We start from the raw sequence: 18,335 nt of genomic DNA, 5'->3' as shown, positions 1-18,335 counted from the left end.
AGGACTCAGGGGTTCTGAGGGTCCTTCGAATCAAGAGATCTCCTTCATCTGGTGTGGGGCCAGATCGGGGAGAAGATCAGCTGACCTTCTTCCGGTAGGAGATGATCGCGAACACGTAGGCGACCACGAGGATGCCGACGCACCAGGCGAGGGCGATCCAGATGTCGTTGCCGACGGGCTGCTCGGCGAAGAGCGCCTGGATGGTGTTGACGATCGAGGTGACCGGCTGGTTCTCGGCGAACCACTGCACCGGCGCCGGCATGGTGTCGGTCGGCACGAAGGCCGAGCTGATGAACGGGAGGAAGATCAGCGGGTACGAGAAGGCACTCGCGCCGTCGACCGTCTTGGCGTTCAGACCCGCGATGATCGCCAGCCACGTGAGCGCCAGGGTGAACAGCATCAGGATGCCGATGACGGCGAGCCAGGCCCAGAAGCTCGCCCCGGTGCGGAAGCCCATCACGAATCCGACACCGAAGATGATCGCCAGGGTGATCGCGTTCGCGGTCAGCGACGTGAGCACGTGCGCCCACAGCACACTCGATCGGGCGATCGGCATGGAGTGGAAGCGCTCGAAGATCCCGCTCTGCATGTCGGTGAAGAGCCGGAACGCCGTGTAGGCGATCCCCGAGGCGATCGCGATGAGCAGGATGCCGGGGAGCAGGTAGTTCACATAGTTCTCGGCGCCGGTGCTGGCCTGGAGCGCGCCGCCGAAGACGTACACGAACAGCAGCATCAGGGCGATCGGGGTCACGGCCGTGGTGATGATGGTGTCGGGACTGCGGAAGATGTGCCGCATGGAGCGGCCGGTGAGCGTCGCCGTGTCGGCGGTGAAGTGCATGGTCATGCTGCGTCCTCCTTCTGCGTGGACGAGGGGCCGATGAGGGTGAGGAAGATCTCCTCGAGGGTGGGCTGCTTCTCGACGTACTCGACCTTCGCGGCCGGCAGCAGGCGCTTCAGCCCAGCGAGGGTGTCGTTCGCGATGATGCGGCCCTCGTGCAGGATCGCGATGCGGTCGGCCAGTTGCTCCGCCTCATCGAGGTACTGCGTGGTCAGGAGTACGGTGGTGCCGGTGTTCGCGAGCTCCTTGACCACGTCCCACACCTCGATGCGGGCTTCGGGGTCGAGTCCGGTGGTCGGTTCGTCGAGGTAGATGACCTCGGGGTGCCCGACCAGGCTCATCGCGATGTCGAGCCGACGACGCATGCCGCCCGAGTAGGTGGCGACCTTGCGGTTGCCGGCATCCGTCAGGCGGAAGGTCGCCAGCAGATCGTCGGCGACCTTCCCGGGGTCGGGCAGATGCCGCAGCTTCGCGACCAGCACCAGGTTCTCGCGTCCGGTGAGGATCTCGTCGACGGCGGCGAACTGTCCGGTGAGGCTGATGCGCTCCCGGACGCCGACCGGGTTCGCGGCCACGTCGATACCCTGCACGGTCGCCATTCCGGTATCCGCCTTCAGCAGGGTGGAGAGGACACGCACCATCGTGGTCTTGCCGGCGCCGTTCGAGCCGAGGAGGGCGAAGATGCTGCCCTTCTCGACCTCGAAGTCGACCCCGCGCAGGACATGCAGATCTTTGTAGGACTTCTCGATACCGCGTACCGAGATGGCGGCGTTCGTCATGACTCGTTCTCCTTCTTCCTCGCGTCGTCGAACGCCTTGATGAGGCGCGCGCGCTCCTTGTCGATCCACTGGGTGCCGCCGTAGGCGCGGGCATACTCCTCGGCGTACTCGACGGGGTCGTCGCCCACGATCGCGCTGACGGGGGTGCTGTCGATGGCAGCGCGCTCCCACAGGTCCGCGAGGTCGAGGAACATGGTGACGATGGTGTCGCCGTCGGTGATGCCGCCGTAGTAGAGGTAGTACCGGTACTGGGCGTTCGCCACCTCGCGGTACGGCGAGGGGAGGGCGTCGATGCGGGCCTTGGCCTGCTTGTACTGCTTCTTCTGCTCGAGCGATCCGGTGAGCGCTTCGATCCACTTCGCGGCCATGATCAGTTCTCCTCGTTCGTGTTGTTCAGTCGTTCGATGTGCGTACGGAGGAAGTCCCAGGTCTTCCAGAACTCCCCGAGCTCCTGGCGGCCCTGCGCGTTCAGGGTGTACACCTTGCGGGGCGGCCCCTTCTCGCTCGGGACCTTCTCGACGTCGACGAGCTTCTTCTGCTCGATGCGCACCAGGAGTGCGTAGATCGTGCCCTCGGCGATGTCGGTGAACCCGTGGTCCCGGATGCGGGTCGTGATCTCGTATCCGTAGGCCGGCTGCTCGGCGAGGAGCGCCAGAACGATGCCCTCCAGAGTGCCCTTGAGCATCTCGGTCATCTGCTTGCCCATCAGGTCCTCCCTTCCTCTGTCGGTACTCAGTGTTGCTGGGTACCGGTACAAAGTAACACTGAGTACCGGTACTTAGCAACACCGAATACCAGGATCTTCCGAGAAGTTTCCTGAGGGTTTCCGGGCGCGCGGAAACGAGGGCTCGCCGAACGGCGGCGCGGAATCCCGCTGCTACGGGAACAGGCGGCGGAGCAGCGGAAGATCGTCGTCGCTCAACGCCTGGGCGATCACGGCTGCGGTCTCCGGGTGCATGTCCTTCTCGAGGCGCTTCCAGAGCCACCGGGCGGCACCCAGATCTGCCGTGGCGACAGCGGTCGAGAACGCCGCCACGCCGTCGTAGTAGGGGATGGTGGAGGAGCCGGGCTCGGCGTTGTACGGCCCGTAGATGTCGACGAACGGAAGCGTCGGATCCGGGCGCAGGTAGAGGGTGTCGCCCGGGCTGATCGGCTCGTTGCCGCGCACGTGGTTGAAGCTGGAGACCGTGACGTAGTCGACGCAGAATCGCTCGCCGATCGCGATGAGGCTGTCGCCGGCCTGCACCTCGTAGGAGAAGATCTCGCCGGCCGCATCCAGCGTGACGGGTCCGCTCGCCAGCTCCGACGCGCCCATCTCGACGAGCTCGCCCAGGAGCTTGGCGTGCATCGGAGAGCCGTCGTCCCGGTAGATGTTGATGAGCGCGTTGGTGGTGCAGTCACCGGGACCACCGGCGGGAACGCTGATGCCGTCGCCCAGGTCGACGAGTCCGCCCTGCTCGGTCGTCTCCGCGCGACTCGTCGGGGCCGTGGAAGGCTCGGCGGCGAAGCGCTCCGACACCCACGAGCCCGCGTCGACGACAGCCGGCGCGGCGCCGATCACGGCGGGAGCCGCTACGGCGACCAACCCCGCGATGGCGACGACGACGACCGCGGTCGTGATCTTGGTGGTGCGCTGCATCCCGACAGCATGGCATCCCTCCCCGCCGGGACGCGAGAGCCCGTGCGGGGGGAGCATGCCGTGCGCGGGGTGAAAAGGCGGGGTGAATTCTCCGGGATCGGCCGGAGCGGTCGTCGGGGGGCGGGCAGTCTGGCGGATGGCCCGAGCCGAGTTCGCCATGTCTGGATGGTGCTCGGCGGTCGCCTGAGGGGGCGGGGGTTTCCGTGTGCGAACGCGCACCGGGGAAGCGATGAATGGGGAGTCTGTCATGGGGTTTCGTGTTGCCCGCAAGGACCACACAGCCGATGGCCTTCCGTCCGAGCGGCACAGCCGCTGGCGGGGCCGCGCGAAGAAGCTGATCGGAGGCGCCCTGAGCACGGCGCTGGTCGCCTCGTCGATGGTGTTCATCGGAGGCACGCTCACGGCGGCTCCCGCGATCGCGGCTGACCCGTTCCTCTGCACGCCGGGCGCCGTGTACGTGCAGAGCGCGACCGAGGTGCGCGAGTTCATCGTGGACGAGCAGGGCGGCACCCCGGGAAACGGCGGCACGCTCGGCTCCACCACCCTCGGCGTCGACCACTCCAACAATGCCCTCGGCATCTCCTCCAGCGGCCGCTACGCCTACACGGTCACCAATGCGGCCGGATCCAAGGTGCTGGCCAAGCATGACCGCGTGACCGACTCCACGAGCCGCACCACGTTCACGCTCAACTCCTCCGTGCTCCGAGGTGCCGTCCACCCGGTGACCGGCGTCTACTACTTCGCCAGCGGTACCGTCAGCGGTGCCATCAACCTCTACGCCTGGAACGAGAGCGTCACTCCGCAGGCCTACGTGCAGGTCGGCACGCTCCGCCCCACCGCCGGCAGCAGCGCGTTCGGCGCCAACGGCGACATGGCCTTCAGCGCCTCGGGCCAGCTCGTGCTCGTGGCCGACAATGTCATCTACTCGTCCGACCTTCCCACCTCGCTCGCGCCGAGCACCGCGACCATCGAGGCCAAGCAGGTCCACAACATGGGCGACGGGGTGCAGGGCAACGGCATCGCGTTCGGAAACCTCGGCCACATCTTCGTGTCGGTCTCCGGAGGCGGAAGCCGCATCATCGAGGTCGACCTCCCCCGCGGCGTGACCGTCAACACCACCTCGATCGGAACCTTCGGGCCGACCGACATGGCCAGCTGCACCTTCCCGAACACCCTCACGCTGAAGAAGGACCTCCCCGAGGGGCGTCACGCCGCCACCGACCAGTTCGCCCTGCGTGTGCAGTCGCCGGCCGGCTATCAGGTCGCGCAGACGGACTCGACCACCCGCGGTGAGGCCACGGGGCTGCAGCCGGACTACGCCGGACCGGTGTTCACCAACCAGGGCGACACCTTCCGCCTCTCCGAGTCCGCATCCGGAACCACGGACAGCACCCGGTACGCCGAATCGCTCGACTGCGTGCAGGTCGAATCCGACGGCTCCACGTCTCCGGTCGCCGTGACCGCAGACGGCCGCGTCGTCCAGCCCGCCGGTGCGCTCGGCACCGACGTCACGTGCACGTTCACGAACGTACGTCTCGCACCCGACCTGGCGCTGCGCAAGACCTCCGACCCGGCCGACGGTGTCGCCGTGCAGGCGGGTCAGCGCATCACGTACACCGTCGAGGCGGAGAACACGGGCAACACGCTCCTCGACCCCGTCCGCGTGAGCGACGACCTGTCCGGCGTGCTCGCGTTCGCCGAGTACCAGGGAGACGTCGCCACGGAGCTCGACGGCTCCCCCGTCGCATCCGGCGCCGCAACCATCACCGGTGACGACCTCGCCTGGACCGGCGCGCTCGAGCCCGGTCAGGTGCTCACCATCACGTATTCGGTGATCGTTGACGCCGATGTCGAAGGAGAGCGGATCGCCAACAGCGTCACCGCCTCCGGCACCCCTCCCGGCGGCTTGCCCCCGGTCGATCCTCCCGCGGTCACGACCGAGCACCCCGTGGCGGGCTACACCGTCGCCAAGAGCTCCAGCCCCGCGGCCGGCACCGTCGTGGAGCCGGGGCAGACCATCGAGTACACGGTGACCGGCACCAACACCGGTGCCACGGTGCTGAGTCCGGCCTCCCTCTCCGACGACCTGTCGGCCGTGTTCGCACACGCCGCCTACAACGCCGACGTCGCCACCGAGATCGACGGCGCACCCGTCGCCGCAGGCGCCGCGACCATCACGGGCGACGACCTCGCCTGGACCGGCACGCTCCAGCCCGGACAGACCGTGACGATCACGTACTCCGTGACCGTGGAGGCCGACACCTCGGGTGAGATCCTGAAGAACACCGTCAGCGGCACCGCGACGCCCACGACTCCGGAGCCGAGTGACCCCGACGGGCCGCAGGTGCCGGGCGAACCCATCGTCCCACCCACGGTCACCACCGAGCACCCGGTGATCGGTTCGGGCTTCACGATCAGCAAGTCCGCCGACCCCGCCTCGGGCACCGCCGTCTCGGCCGGCGACACCGTGACCTACACGATCACCGGAACCAACACGGGTGACACCGACCTCGATCCGGCCCGGATCGTCGACGACCTGTCGGGTGTGCTCGATGACGCCGGCTACAACGACGACGTGACCGCCGACCGCGGCTCCGTCACCGTCAGCGGCGACACGCTCACCTGGACGGGCGATGTGCCCCGCGGCGAGTCCGTCACCATCCGCTACTCGGTGACCATCGATGCCGGAGTCCAGAAGGCGCTGCTGAACAACGTCGCCAGTGGCACGGCCACACCGCGGATCCCGGTCGACCCGGCCGACCCCGACGGTCCCACGACCCCGGGGACCCCGATCGTCCCGCCGGCCGCGGAGACGAACCACCCGGTCGTCGACACCGGCCTCGAGGTGACGAAGTCCGCGGACCCCGTCTCCGGCACCGCCGTGCGCGCGGGCGACACGATCACGTACACGATCTCCGGCGTCAACACGGGTAACACGACCCTCGACCCCGCGTCCATCGTCGACGACCTGTCCGCCGTGCTCGCCCACGCTCAGTACGGCGGCGACGCGAGCGCATCGACCGGAGCCGTCGAGCTCGACGGGACGACGCTCACCTGGACCGGGGCACTCGCTCCCGGCGCCAGGGTCGACATCACCTACACGGTGACGGTCGACGCCGACGCGACCGGCGTGCTGCTGCGCAACACCGTCACGGGTGAGGGGACCCCGCTCATCCCGGCCGACCCGACCGACCCGGACAGCCCCACCACGCCCGGTACCCCGGTCACCACGCCGCCGTCGACGACGGAGCACCCGGTCGCCACCCCCGGCTTCACGGTCGCGAAGTCGGCAGACCCCGCATCGGGGACGCGTGTCGATCCCGGCAGCGTGATCACCTACACCGTCACGGGCACGAACACGGGTGACACCGTGCTCGACCCTGCCTCGATCGCCGATGACCTGCGCGGCGCGCTTGCTCATGCCTCGTACAACGACGACGTGACCGCCACCCGCGGCGACGTCAGCGTGGTCGACGACGCCCTCGACTGGAGCGGTGTGCTGCTCCCGGGCCAGGACGTCGTCATCACCTATTCCGTGACGGTCGACCCGACCGCCGGGGGTGAGACGATCGCGAACACGGCCACAGGCACGGGCACGCCACTCATCCCGACGGACCCGAGCGACCCCGACAGCCCCACCACGCCGGGCACGCCGATCACGCCGCCGCCGGCGACGACGGAGCACCCGGTCAACGAGCCCGGCTTCACCTTCGCCAAGACCGTCGACCCGGCTGCGGGCACGGCCGTGGATCCCGGTGATGTGCTGACCTACACGTTGACGGCCGTCAACACCGGTCAGACGGTGCTCGACCCTGTCGAGATCACGGACGACCTCTCGAAGGTGCTGCCGTACGCCTCGTACAACGACGATGCCGTGGCCGTGATCGGCGGGCTGCCCGCCGGTGCGGTGACGGTCGACGGCGCGGAGCTCGACTGGTCCGGTGCGCTCGCCGTCGGTCAGACCGTCGTCATCACGTACTCGGTGACGGTCGGAGCCGACGGAGTGGGATCCGTGCTCGAGAACAGTGCGAGCGCGACGGCGACCCCGCCCGGAGGATCCGTCATCACCCCGCCGCCCGGCACCACGACGAACGCCGTGAACGTCCCCGGATTCTCGGTGTCGAAGAGCGCCGACCCGGTGGCGGGCACGGCGGTCGACCCCGGCAGCGTCATCACCTACACGGTGACCGGCGTGAACACCGGTGAGACGGTCCTCGATCCGGTCGCGATCGTGGATGACCTCTCCGGCGTCCTCGCCCACGCCGACTACAACGACGACGCGGCCGCCCTGATCGGCACGACCGCCTCGACCGCCCCGGTGGTCTCCGGCGACAGCCTGTCGTGGACGGGAGCCCTCCCGGTCGGCGAGACCGTCACGATCACGTACTCCGTGACCGTGCAGGCGGATGCCGGGGGAGCGATCCTCGAGAACTCGGCTTCGGGATCGGCGACCCCGCCCGGCGGTGTGCCGCCGATCGAGACGCCGCCGGCCACGACGGAGCACCCGGTCAACGAGCCCGGCTTCGAGCTCCGCAAGTCGGCCGACCCCGCGTCGGGAACCCGCGTCGATCCCGGCAGCGTCATCACCTACACGGTGACCGGCGTGAACACCGGAGAGACCGCGCTGGCGCCGGTGAGCATCAGCGACGACCTCTCGGGCGTCCTCGCCCACGCCGTCTACAACGACGACGCCACGGCGACCGTGATCGACGGATCCGCGCCCGCTCCGGTCGTGGACGGTGACGAGCTCACCTGGTCGGGCGCGCTCGCCGTCGGTCAGCGCGTCACCATCACGTACTCGGTGACCGTGAACGGCGACGCAGGTGGTGCGACGATCGCGAACACGGTCGCGGGAACCGCCACCCCGCCCGGTGGCGGGGAGCTCACGCCGCCTCCGGTGACGACCGAGAACCCGGTCGGTACCCCGGGCTTCACCTTCGTCAAGACGGCCGATCCCGGTTCGGAGAAGGCCGTGGCCGCGGGAAGCGTGGTCACCTACCGGCTCGTCGGCACCAACACGGGGGAGACCGGGCTGGATGACGTCGTCATCACGGATGACCTCTCCGGAGTGCTGCGGCATGCCGACCTCCGACCCGGTGCGACCGCCGTCGTGGGCGACCGCGCGGTCGCGGCTCCCGCGGTGGACGGGAACGAGCTGCGCTGGAGCGGCAGCCTCGCCCAGGGTGAGAGCATCACGATCACGTACTCCGTGATCGTGCACGCCGACGCGGCAGGCGCGAAGCTGCACAACGTGGCTGTGGGGACGGCCACTCCTCCCGGCGGTGAGACGATCACGCCGCCGACGAGTTCGACCGATAACCCGGTGCTGACGCCGCTCGCGCTCACCGGCGGAATCCTGGCCCCGTGGGTGCTGGCTCTGGCGATCGCTCTGCTGCTCGGCGGTGCCGTGCTGCTGATCGTGCGCCGACGCCGCTCGCAGGCCTGACGCTCGTCGGGAAGGCCCCGTCTGTCGTGATGCGACGGGCGGGGCCTTCGGCGTGTGCAGTCGGCGGGTGGTTGGCGACGGCGCTCAGTCGGGCAGGAGGCCGTGACGGGCCGCCTGCTCCAACGCCTCGGAGCGATTGCCGGCGTCGAGCTTGCGGTAGATGCTGCGGAGCTGGGTCTTGAGGGTGTTCTGCGAGACGCGCAGCTCAGCGGCGATCGTCGGCAGCGGTGCACCGGATGTCAGCGCGTGCAGCACCACCTGCTCACGGGGGGTCAAACGGGGGCGGCTCGCGAAGGACGGCAGAGCGGATCGCCGGGGGAAGGTGGCGTGACCGGTCGGATCGAGGTCGCCCCGGACCGCACCGAAGTCCTCCGCGCCCAGGAGCACGAGCGGAGTGGTGAGGCCACGGTCCGCGAGCTGCGCGCTCAACGTCGCGCTCGACGGCTGCGCGGCGGCCGGGGACACCCGGCGCAGGGCGGCGCTGTGCACCGCCAGCGCTTCGGCGCGTTCTCGGGCCGTGGAGGGACGCAGGCGGGTCTGTCCCAGGAGTCGGACCACGTCAGCGGCCGCGCCGTCGATGAGAGCCAGACGTGCTCGCTTCACGACGGTGCCGAAACGATCGGACCCGGCATCGCGCTGGACGATGCTCTTCGCGGTGCCGACGTCGCCGAGGGCGAGGTGCAGCAGCACCCGCGGCCGGGAGAGCGCGTGGCGCACGTGGGCGGCGCTCGCCTCCCTCCCTCGGAGGCGCGCGAAAGACTCGAGGCGCTCCAGGCCCCCTGCTGCATCTCCCTCGTGCAGGGCGATCCACGCCTCCACGGAGGCCATCGTCGTCCAGTGCTCGCTCGTCGCTCGGTACGGCTCGAAGAAGCGGATGTGCTGCTTCGCCGCCGGGAGGTCGCCGTCCTCCACCGCGAGCATCGCACCGGCGATCCGGTAGAACGTGCTCTGGTAGCTGTCCAGGAGCTCCGGGTCCCACTCGCCGTCGCGGACGAGGGAGAAGTAGTGCCGCGCTTCGGGCAGGTCGCCGTTCAGGGCGTGGACACCCGCGAGGAGGCAGATGCCGTGGAAGCCGTTCGTGCTCCCGTGCGCCGCGGCGAGCGCCGTGGCCTGCTCCCAGACCTCGATGGCTTCGTCCAGCTGTCCGCCGTAGTACAGGGAGATGCCGATGTGCGTGCACATGAGCGGCACATCGCGGGCGTACTGCTGCCATTGCGATTCCGGTGTCTCCTGGAACAGCGCCAGGGCTCGCGCGGCCATCTGGGCGGCCGGCTCCGGGCGGCCGATGGCACGCAGGGAGGCGCTCTCCGCCGCCCAGATGAAGATCCGCTCCGTGGCTGACAGGGTGGGCCGACGGGAGTTCGCCGCAGCCACCGCCATTCGCAGCAGTTGGAGCCCCCGCTGGCGTCGGAGCCTGCTGGGTTTGAGGCTCATCCCCAGCAGCATGGCCACGAGCGGCTCCTGCTTGAGTCGTGCCACAGGGACGTCGGCGAGCAGCTCCGCGACCGCGCGCCGATCGCGATGGAGCAGGCGGTTCCACCCGGACATCGTGACGTGTTTCGCGAGCCGTAGATCGTCGTCCTCCAGGGCGAGTCGCAGCCCTTCGAGGGGCAGATCGCGACGTATCGCTCCCTCGGCTGCGATGCGTCGGAGGTGCGCGACTTCGCCGGGGAAGGATCGGCGCAGCTCACGGCGCAGCATGCCGCGCGTCAGCGGGGTGAGGGCGAAGGTGTCGCGTCCATCGTCCGACCACCGACCGAAGCCGAAGGTCTCGGCCTGGTCGAGGGCTTTCGCGATGTCGGGGTCACGCGTGAGTGCGACGGCCAGGGGGAGATCGACCGAATCGGTCACGCTGATGCGCAACAGTCCCTCGAGGGTCTGCGTGTCGAACGCGCACTCGGCGAGCCGGTCCTGCAGATAGTCCTCGATCACGGTCGTCGCAGCGCGAAGCGACTCGGCATCCGCTCCGGCTCCGCGGAGGGCCAGCGCACGGATGAGCGCGGGGAAGCCCGCGGTCGCCTCCCGGATCTCGCCGGCCATATCGTCATCGACCCCGAGCGCGCGAGAGATCTCCTCGGTGTCGAACATGAGGTCCGACGGCGCGATGACCTTCGTGTCGATCACGAGATCCAGACCCTCGCTGTCGAAGGGGCTGGGGCGATTGGTGGCGACGATCAGCCGCGTGCGCGGGGTGGTGGCGATGGCGCGGCACAGGGCGAACACGCCTTCGCGGTCCACGGGGGCCGCGTCGTCGAGTACCACGACCAGAGGACCTTCCGCGTGGCGCAGGCGCGACATCACGGCAGGCCATCCATCCTCCGCCAGGTCGTGTGCGACGTCCGCGTGCGGCAGGGCTCGCAGCAGAGCGCGGGCGAGCGCAGCGCTGGGCGCGATGGCGGGCGAGGCCGTGATCCAGACCACGCGCGACGCGGTGGCGGACGCCCACTCCACGAGAGCGGTCGTCTTGCCCGACCCGGACGCGGCACGGATGAGCGTCAGAGGTGTGTCGGTCTCGAGTGCGGCGGTCAGCCGCGGCCGACTGATCGCGTGCGCCGATACTCGCGGTACATGTCCATCCCCCTGCGCGACAAATGCCGACACCCCAACCTCCCCAGGTCCCCGCCTCTACGATATTCCGAAATATCGGTGGGGCACGCCAGGGCGGAAGGTGTCGGCCGATAGTCAGCCGATCAGGAACGACGAACGTATATCGGTACATCACCCGCCGCCCTCGGGTAGTGGATAACGTGTTACCCGGTGACCGGGGTTCACCCCCTCGCCCCGGTCACCGAGTGGCTTGTCCATCCGGAGCAGTGCGTTGCTCGGCGAGCCGCGCACGCAGAGCAGCGGCGACGTCGTGATCCGCGGTGCCTAACCGTGGAGGCGTGCGGCGACGACCACGCCCTCGAGCAGTGCCACAGTCCGACTCCGTGCGCCCGCCGGGTGAAGACCGAGCGCCGTCGTGAGCTCGAGGGCGAGCGCGGCGTGCCCGGCGGCGTTCGGGTGGAAGGGATCGTTCATCAGGCCCCACGGCACCTCGCCGTCTCCGAGCGCGGCGAAGCGGGCGAACTGATCCACGAGGATGACGTCGTCGTCCGCGGCGACCCGACGCACCGCTGCGGCGAACTCGCCGATCCGCGCGCGCTCCGGGGCGTTGGCGACATCGATCGCGGGCGGCGTCTGCAGCACCGGGACGGCACCGAGTCCGCGCACGCGGACGACGAAGTCGTGCAGGGACGAGGCATACTCCTCCGGGGAGACCTCGGTGCGCTCGCCGCCGGTCGCGGCATCGTTCGTGCCGATCATGAGCGTGACGACATCGGGCCGCCAGGACTCGACGCGGCGGTCCCAGTCGTCGAGGATGTCGCTGATGCGGTGCCCGCTGATCGCCGTGTTCACGACCACGTCCCGCACGCGCTCGCGCTCGCCCCGGATGATCTCGTGCAGGTGCTCCGGGTAGCTGCGGACCCCCTGCGTGTGGACCAGGCCGTGGGTGATGGAATCGCCCGTGATCACCCAGTTCAGCGGTTCGGCGCGGACAAGTGCGTCGGCGAGGCGGCGGAGGTCGGCGGTGGCGGATTCGGCGTTCGGCACGGCATAGAGCCTATCGGCGCCTGTGTCGTGCGTCTGTGCTCCGGCTAGGGTTGAGGCGTGAGCCCTGAGTCGGACAGACCGTAGATCGCGGGTGCAGCGCACGTCGTGCGCTCCCCGCATCGCCGTCGACCCCTCTTCTCCTTTTCGCCGCCCGCCTCCTCGCGGCGTGTGCGGCGTCCGTCCGACTGGATGCTCATGCCTTTCCTCGTTCCTGTCCTCGCCCTGGCGATCTTCGCCCAGGGCACCAGCGAGTTCATGCTCGCGGGTCTCCTTCTCCCTCTCTCCCGTGATCTGGGGGTCGAGCCGTCGACCGCCGGCCTGCTGACCTCGGCCTTCGCCGCGGGCATGGTCGTCGGTGCGCCCGCGATGGTCGTGCTCGCCGGCCGATGGCGCCCCCGGCGGGCGCTGATACTCCTTCTGGTGGTGTTCATCGTGGCTCACGTGGTCGGGGCGGTGGCGTCCGACTTCCGCCTGCTGCTCACCACCCGAGTGCTCGCGGCGCTCGCGAATGCGGGTTTCCTCGCGATCGCCCTGGCGACGGTTCGGGGGATCGTGACGCCGGCGCAGACGACGCGGGCGGTCGCCGTGCTCCTGGCGGGGACCACCCTCGCCACGATCATCGGCGTTCCGGCCGGGGCCGCGCTGGCGAACGCCTTCGGGTGGCGTTCCACCTTCTGGGCGGTCGTCTTGCTGTGCCTCCCCGCTGTCGTCGCGCTCCTCCGCGACCGCACGCTCGGTGCGCTCCCGCCGGCGCGGCGGTTCGGCGTGCGTGCGGAGTTGGCCGAGCTCCGCCGAGGTCCGGTGCTCGTCGCGGTGATGCTCGCCGTGCTCGTGAATGCCGCGACCTTTGGTGTGTTCACGTTCCTCGCGGTCGTCGGCGCGGATGCCGGTGTCGAGGCGACAGCGATCCCCGCGCTCCTGGCCGCCTTCGGGACCGGAGCACTTCTGGGCGTTGCCACCACCGGACGGTGGGCGGCCCCCGTCGAGCGTGCGTGGATCACGGTCGGGACCGTCGTGCTGACCGTGGCCTGGGCGGCGTTCGGAGCGGGCGTCGAGGTGGCGTCGGTGGTTTTCGCCGGTGCGGTGCTCTGCGGCGCGGCGTCGTTCGCTGTGGGCTCGGCGCTGATCGCCCGCATCGTGGGGCAGGCGTCCCGAGCGCCGATGCTCGGCGGTGCCTACGCGACGGCGGCACTGAACATCGGTGCGGTAGGCGGTCCCGTCCTCGCCGGCATCGCCTACGGCCGGTCGGGAGCTTTCGGGGTGCTCGTCGTCGCGGTGCTCCTGACAGCGGGCGCGGTCATCCTCACCGCGCTTCTGCGTGCGGGACGACCGCCCGCGGGCGCTGCGGATGCGAAAGACTGAAGGCATGACCTCTTCTGCGCTCGACACCCTCCTCGCCCGCATCGTCGAGAGCGGCGTGATCGATGAACCGGTCGCCGAGAACGGCCTGGTGTACGGGAGAGCGAGCATCGACGCGGCGGGCACGGTGGTGAAGGTCAACGTCGATCCCGAGTTCGACGGCGACCACGACGACGAGATCGACCAGGAGGCGTTGATCGCTGCGATCTCGCGCATCCTGTCGGTCAGCGAGTCCCGGTGGCGGGCCGTGGTCGACGAGGTGGCGACCGAGATCGACGATGCGGTCGACGATGAGCCGGTCGTCGAGCAGATCGATCTGCGTGATGACCTCGAGGCCACGTCGGTCGTGGTGTTCGCCGACGCCGTGCTGCTCGCCTTCCTCGCGCCGAAGCAGTTCCCCGATGCGCGGATTCTCGTGCAGTTGGATGAGGATCTCGAGGTCGACGGCATCGAGGTCCGAGAAGACCTGCTCGACCACGCATGACCTCGCGCATCGAGGACTATGCCCTGCTGAGCAACTGCCGCACGGCGGCGCTCGTCTCGCGCGCAGGAAGCATCGATTGGCTGTGTCTGCCGCGGCTCGACTCGGCGTCGACGTTCGCGGCCATGCTCGGAGACGAGTCGCACGGGCGCTGGCTGCTGCATCCGACAGACCCCGCGGCCGTGAGCACCCGGCGATACGACGACGACACCTTCGTGCTCGTGACCCGGTGGGAGAGCGGGGACGCGGTCGCCGAAGTGCACGACTTCATGCCGATCGGACTCGACCCCGATGCCGCCATCCGTCGGAGCGACCTCATCCGCAGGATCGTCGGGGTGCGCGGCTCGATGCGCTTCGAGCAGCGGCTGAGCATCCGCTTCGACTACGCCAGGGTGATGCCGTGGGTGCGTCAGGTCGGTTCGCACGATGCCCCGTGTCTGGTCGCGATGGGCGGTCCCGATGCCGTGGCCGTGCGTGGTGCCGCTCTGGAGCCGATCGACCATCAGCATCGTGGCGAGCTGACGGTGACCGCCGGTGAGACGCGCGACCTCCACCTGACCTGGTTCCCGTCGCACCTCGACCTCCCTCCCACCCTCGACCCCGAGAAGGAACTCGGCGCGACGAAGCAGTGGTGGCAGGACTGGGCCGACCGGATCTCGCACGACGGTCCGCACCGCGACGAGGTGGTCAGGTCGCTGCTGATCCTGCGGGCGCTGACCAACCATGAGACGGGCGGCATCGCAGCCGCGGCGACGATGGCACTGCCCGAGGAGATCGGGGGCAGGCGCAACTGGGACTATCGCTATGTCTGGCTGCGTGATGCCGCTCTGACCCTCGAGGCCCTGTGCGCGCACGGCTTCCTCGGTGTGGCAGGCCAGTGGCGGGAGTGGCTGCTGCGGGCGGTCGCCGGAGACCCCTCCGATCTGCAGATCATGTACGGCCCGGCGGGGGAGCGAGATCTTCCGGAGCGTGCTCTGCCGCACCTGCCCGGGTACGAGGCGTCCACGCCCGTGCGGATCGGCAACGGCGCAGCCGACCAGTATCAGGCGGATGTCGTCGGCGAAGTCGTGGTGACGCTGTCGGCCGCGCGGGCGGCGGGACTCACCGAGTCGGGCTTCTCCTGGCCGCTGGAGCGCGAGTTGCTGCGGTTCGCCTCCGAGCAGATCGAGCGTCCGGATCAGGGCCTGTGGGAGATCCGCGGTGAACCTCGGTACTTCACCCACTCGCGGGTGATGATGTGGGCGGCGTTCGACCGGGCGGTGCGCGCGGTCGAGGAGCACGGCTTCGACGGCCCCGTCGAGCGCTGGCGTGGGCTGCGCGATCGGATGCGCGAGGAGATCGATCGCGACGGCGTCGTCGACGGCCACTTCGTGCAGCACTACGAGACGACCGAGGTCGACGCCTCGCTCCTGCTCCTTCCGCAGGTGGGCTACTGTCGGCCGGACGACCCGCGGATGCGGGCGACGGTCGCACGGATCGAGCAGACCCTGATGGCGGGCGGGCTGGTGCGGCGGTACCGCACGGCGACGGGGGTGGACGGCCTCGCCGGGACGGAGGGAGCCTTCCTCGCGTGCTCGTTCTGGCTGGTCGAGCAGTACGCCATGACCGGACGGCGCGCCGAGGCGCAGGCGCTCATGGAGAGGCTGTGCGCACTGGCGAACGACGTGGGGATGCTGTCGGAGGAGTACGACCCGGTGGTGGGGCGGCAGCTCGGCAACACCCCGCAGGCCTTCTCGCATCTTGCGCTCGTGCGGGCTGCCGATGCTCTGTCGCGGACGGAACCGCGGACGCGCTGACCTTTCCCGCGGTGCGAGCCCTTTCTAGGATGTGGACATGTCGGAACCGGTGAAGAGGCGGGATCCTCTGGTCCAGCGCCAGAGGTTCTCCGTCAACGCGGCTCTCGACGATGCGTTCTTCGTGTTCGCCGGTCTCGCCGCCGTCTGGCTCGCGTACCTCATCGTCACCGAGGCGTTCTCGTGGGGCTGGTGGGCCATCGCCTTCGCGGTCGCGTTCTGGCTGCTCCTCGCCTACCTCGTCCTGCCGAGACTGCACGCGATCCTCACGCGCATCTACGTGCCCAGTTACTTCATCGGCCGCGCACGCACGAGTGACGGCCTGCTCGGCGACCCGGTGAACCTGGCCGTCCTCGGCTCGGAGGAGCAGCTCACCCGGTCCATGGCCGAAGCCGGATGGACGCGTGCCGACGACATCACCGCGGAGTCGACGTGGCGCATCGTCCTGTCGACCGTGCTGCGGCGCAGCTACGACGAGGCACCGGTCAGCCCGCTCTTCCTGTTCGGTCGTCGGCAGGACCTCGCGTATCAGCAGGAGGTCGAGGGCAACCCGGCCAAGCGGCACCACGTGAGGTTCTGGCGCTGCCCCGAGGGGTGGATGCTGCCCGGCGGTCACCGCGTGGATTGGGTGGCTGCCGGCACCTTCGATCGGGCCGTGGGCTTCTCGCTCTTCACCCTCCAGATCACCCACAAGATCGATGCGGACATCGACATCGAACGCGATCACATCGTCGGCACGCTGCGCCGCGCGCACAGCGGGGTGCGCATCGTCATCATCCGCGACTTCTCCACGGGCTATCACTCGCGAAACGGCGGCGGCGACAGCATCCACACCGACGGCGACCTGCCGGTCATCGATCTCCGCGGCGTCACGAAGGCACCTGCCTCGGGCTCCGCCGGGGAGCCCGAGGAGCAGGCGCCGGTCACGGAACTGCGGGGGCTGTCGTGAAACGCCCTCTGTCCACGGGACTCGGCGCCGTGCTGATGTCGCTCCGCGTCGTGTGGGGGTTCATCTCGATCCTCATCTACGCGCTGAACTGGGCGGCGATCAGAGAAGAGGTCTTCTCTTCCGAGAACGGCCTGGAGGCGGTGCCCGCGGACGTCGCCGATCTCCTGATCGTCATCGGTCTCTGCGCGCTCGGCGTCTGGTACGTGTTCTACGGCGTGCTCGCCGGGCTCGTGTTCGCCGGAGCCAACTGGGCGCGCATCGTGGCGATGAGCTTCGCCTCGCTCAGCATCATCGTGGTGTTCCTCGACTGGTGGAACGCCGGCATCCCCGTGACGTTCCGCACATCGCTCGCGAGCGTGGCCCTCGACATCCTCGTGCTGCTCGCCCTCTCGGCGCAGAGCGCGCGCGGCTACGCCCGGCGCAACGACCCCCGCTCGATCACAACCACTTCTTATACTTGAACACCCCGTACAGGGCGACAGCGAACGCGGCCATCGCGCCGATCGCCATCGGATACCCGAAGGCCCAATGCAGCTCGGGCATGACGTCGAAGTTCATCCCGTAGACCGTGCCGACGAGCGTCGGCGCGAAGATGATCGCCGCCCAGGAGGAGATCTTCTTGATCTCGTCGTTCTGTGCGAGCCCGGCCTCGGTCTGGCGGCGGGCCACGAGCGCGGAGTGCACGGTCAGCGCGTTCTCGAGGATGGCCCGGAACGAGTCGACCCGCTCGTTGACGCGGATCGTGTGGTCGAGGACGTCACGCAGCGACCGCTGCAGCTCCTCGTCGATGCGGTACTTCTCGGACCCGCGGCGCAGCCACTCCAGCATCCCGCTCAGAGGATGCACCGCCCGCTGGAAGTTGATCACTTCGCGGGAGAGCTCATAGATGCGCCGGGAGAGCGCGCTGTCGTCGGCGCCGTCGCCGAAGAGCTGGTCCTCGATCTCGTCGATGTCGTTGAGGAGCCCCGCCACGATCGGCTCGTACCCGTCGACGACCTCGTCGAGGATCGCGTAGAGCACCGCTTCCGGTCCCATCGCGAGCAGCTCGGGGTGGGCCTCCATGCGCATCCGGACGGCGGCGAGGTTCGGCGACTCGGCGTGGCGGATGGTCACCACGAAATCGGGGCCGACGAAGAGGTGCAGCTCGCCGAACTCGATCGACTCCTCCTTGTCGCGGTACCGGGCGGGGCGGAGGACGGCGAACAGGGTGTCGCCGTAGCGCTCCACCTTCGAGCGCTGGTGCCCGGAGAGCGCATCCTCGACGGCGAGAGGGTGCAGGTCGAACTCCCGGGCGACCGAGGCCACTTCCTCGGGGCTGGGCCGGTACAGCCCGATCCAGGCGATGCCCCCGGCCGCATCCAGCATCCGGTAGGTCTCGTCCAGGTTCTTGGGGGTCTCCACGCGACGTCCGTGGACGTACACGCCGTTGTCGATGAGCGCCATGATGCGGCTCCGTT

Annotated in this window: 14 protein-coding genes; 6 read left to right on the top strand and 8 right to left on the bottom strand. The window is 69.3% G+C overall.

Features of this window, described 5'->3' with window-relative positions; all coding sequences use genetic code 11:
- Positions 1–76: 76 nt before the first annotated feature.
- The 5 genes from ACLF6J_RS10300 to ACLF6J_RS10280 all read right to left on the bottom strand — a co-directional run bounded on the left by ACLF6J_RS10300 (position 77) and on the right by ACLF6J_RS10280 (position 3,256).
- Positions 77–844 (bottom strand): ABC transporter permease, encoded by a 768-nt coding sequence (locus ACLF6J_RS10300; RefSeq protein ID WP_134352672.1) that lies wholly within the window; start codon positions 842–844, stop codon positions 77–79.
- Entirely contained in the window at positions 841–1,617 is a 777-nt protein-coding gene (locus ACLF6J_RS10295) for an ABC transporter ATP-binding protein (RefSeq protein WP_134352673.1), read from the bottom strand. Before ACLF6J_RS10295 ends, ACLF6J_RS10300 begins: the two co-directional genes overlap by 4 nt.
- Positions 1,614–1,985: a DUF1048 domain-containing protein gene (locus ACLF6J_RS10290; RefSeq protein ID WP_134352674.1), complete on the bottom strand. Its 372-nt coding sequence runs from the start codon at positions 1,983–1,985 to the stop codon at positions 1,614–1,616. The genes ACLF6J_RS10295 and ACLF6J_RS10290 overlap by 4 nt, the downstream gene beginning before the upstream one ends.
- A gap of 2 nt (positions 1,986–1,987) precedes the next feature.
- Positions 1,988–2,323, bottom strand: coding sequence for a PadR family transcriptional regulator (locus tag ACLF6J_RS10285; protein WP_131492835.1), 336 nt, complete (start codon positions 2,321–2,323; stop codon positions 1,988–1,990).
- Between the two features lie 171 nt (positions 2,324–2,494).
- The gene (locus ACLF6J_RS10280; protein ID WP_134352675.1) at positions 2,495–3,256 is read right to left on the bottom strand and encodes a LysM peptidoglycan-binding domain-containing protein; all 762 of its coding nucleotides are present in this window, start codon (positions 3,254–3,256) and stop codon (positions 2,495–2,497) included.
- Between the two features lie 247 nt (positions 3,257–3,503).
- Between ACLF6J_RS10280 and ACLF6J_RS10275 the strand changes: the two genes are divergently transcribed.
- A complete protein-coding gene (locus ACLF6J_RS10275) occupies positions 3,504–8,702 on the top strand; it encodes a beta strand repeat-containing protein (RefSeq protein ID WP_421076877.1) in 5,199 nt (1,732 codons plus the stop codon).
- Between the two features lie 84 nt (positions 8,703–8,786).
- On the opposite strand, the gene ACLF6J_RS10270 is transcribed toward ACLF6J_RS10275, so the two are convergent.
- On the bottom strand, positions 8,787–11,303 hold the full coding sequence (locus tag ACLF6J_RS10270) for a LuxR C-terminal-related transcriptional regulator (RefSeq protein ID WP_134352677.1): 2,517 nt from the start codon (positions 11,301–11,303) through the stop codon (positions 8,787–8,789).
- Between the two features lie 270 nt (positions 11,304–11,573).
- Entirely contained in the window at positions 11,574–12,296 is a 723-nt protein-coding gene (locus ACLF6J_RS10265; protein ID WP_244093558.1) for an SGNH/GDSL hydrolase family protein, read from the bottom strand.
- 195 nt (positions 12,297–12,491) lie between these two features.
- Between ACLF6J_RS10265 and ACLF6J_RS10260 the strand changes: the two genes are divergently transcribed.
- From ACLF6J_RS10260 to ACLF6J_RS10240, 5 genes are read left to right on the top strand one after another with little or no spacing between them, the layout of a single operon-like run.
- A complete protein-coding gene (locus ACLF6J_RS10260; RefSeq protein WP_166804679.1) occupies positions 12,492–13,658 on the top strand; it encodes an MFS transporter in 1,167 nt (388 codons plus the stop codon).
- Positions 13,659–13,662: 4 nt separating this feature from the next.
- Positions 13,663–14,139 carry a cytochrome C5 gene (locus tag ACLF6J_RS10255; RefSeq protein WP_131492822.1) on the top strand — a complete coding sequence of 159 codons (477 nt, stop codon included), beginning with the start codon at positions 13,663–13,665 and terminating at the stop codon, positions 14,137–14,139.
- A complete protein-coding gene (locus ACLF6J_RS10250) occupies positions 14,136–15,932 on the top strand; it encodes a glycoside hydrolase family 15 protein (protein ID WP_134352680.1) in 1,797 nt (598 codons plus the stop codon). The genes ACLF6J_RS10255 and ACLF6J_RS10250 overlap by 4 nt, the downstream gene beginning before the upstream one ends.
- Before the next feature lie 37 nt (positions 15,933–15,969).
- Positions 15,970–16,878 carry an LssY C-terminal domain-containing protein gene (locus ACLF6J_RS10245; RefSeq protein ID WP_134352681.1) on the top strand — a complete coding sequence of 303 codons (909 nt, stop codon included), beginning with the start codon at positions 15,970–15,972 and terminating at the stop codon, positions 16,876–16,878.
- Positions 16,875–17,339, top strand: a complete 465-nt coding sequence (locus tag ACLF6J_RS10240) for a hypothetical protein (protein WP_134352682.1) — start codon at positions 16,875–16,877, stop codon at positions 17,337–17,339. The genes ACLF6J_RS10245 and ACLF6J_RS10240 overlap by 4 nt, the downstream gene beginning before the upstream one ends.
- On the opposite strand, the gene ACLF6J_RS10235 is transcribed toward ACLF6J_RS10240, so the two are convergent.
- A complete protein-coding gene (locus ACLF6J_RS10235) occupies positions 17,317–18,321 on the bottom strand; it encodes a magnesium and cobalt transport protein CorA (RefSeq protein ID WP_047523995.1) in 1,005 nt (334 codons plus the stop codon). The genes ACLF6J_RS10240 and ACLF6J_RS10235 overlap by 23 nt on opposite strands.
- Positions 18,322–18,335 lie beyond the last annotated feature (14 nt).

Source organism: Microbacterium sp. IO18 (assembly GCF_049099505.1).
Lineage (GTDB): Bacteria > Actinomycetota > Actinomycetes > Actinomycetales > Microbacteriaceae > Microbacterium > Microbacterium aurugineum.
Note: the sequence above shows the minus strand (reverse complement) of the source record. Positions and strands in the feature narration are given on the sequence as shown.

Excerpts from the sequence above, each read along its gene's own strand:
- ACLF6J_RS10245 (WP_134352681.1), top strand. The coding sequence starts at position 15,970 with ATGTCGGAACCGGTGAAGAGGCGGGATCCTCTGGTCCAGCGCCAGAGG.
- ACLF6J_RS10300 (WP_134352672.1), bottom strand. The coding sequence starts at position 844 with ATGACCATGCACTTCACCGCCGACACGGCGACGCTCACCGGCCGCTCC.
- ACLF6J_RS10260 (WP_166804679.1), top strand. The coding sequence starts at position 12,492 with ATGCCTTTCCTCGTTCCTGTCCTCGCCCTGGCGATCTTCGCCCAGGGC.
- ACLF6J_RS10235 (WP_047523995.1), bottom strand. The coding sequence starts at position 18,321 with ATGGCGCTCATCGACAACGGCGTGTACGTCCACGGACGTCGCGTGGAG.
- ACLF6J_RS10255 (WP_131492822.1), top strand. The coding sequence starts at position 13,663 with ATGACCTCTTCTGCGCTCGACACCCTCCTCGCCCGCATCGTCGAGAGC.
- ACLF6J_RS10295 (WP_134352673.1), bottom strand. The coding sequence starts at position 1,617 with ATGACGAACGCCGCCATCTCGGTACGCGGTATCGAGAAGTCCTACAAA.
- ACLF6J_RS10285 (WP_131492835.1), bottom strand. The coding sequence starts at position 2,323 with ATGGGCAAGCAGATGACCGAGATGCTCAAGGGCACTCTGGAGGGCATC.
- ACLF6J_RS10275 (WP_421076877.1), top strand. The coding sequence starts at position 3,504 with ATGGGGTTTCGTGTTGCCCGCAAGGACCACACAGCCGATGGCCTTCCG.
- ACLF6J_RS10280 (WP_134352675.1), bottom strand. The coding sequence starts at position 3,256 with ATGCAGCGCACCACCAAGATCACGACCGCGGTCGTCGTCGTCGCCATC.
- ACLF6J_RS10290 (WP_134352674.1), bottom strand. The coding sequence starts at position 1,985 with ATGGCCGCGAAGTGGATCGAAGCGCTCACCGGATCGCTCGAGCAGAAG.
- ACLF6J_RS10250 (WP_134352680.1), top strand. The coding sequence starts at position 14,136 with ATGACCTCGCGCATCGAGGACTATGCCCTGCTGAGCAACTGCCGCACG.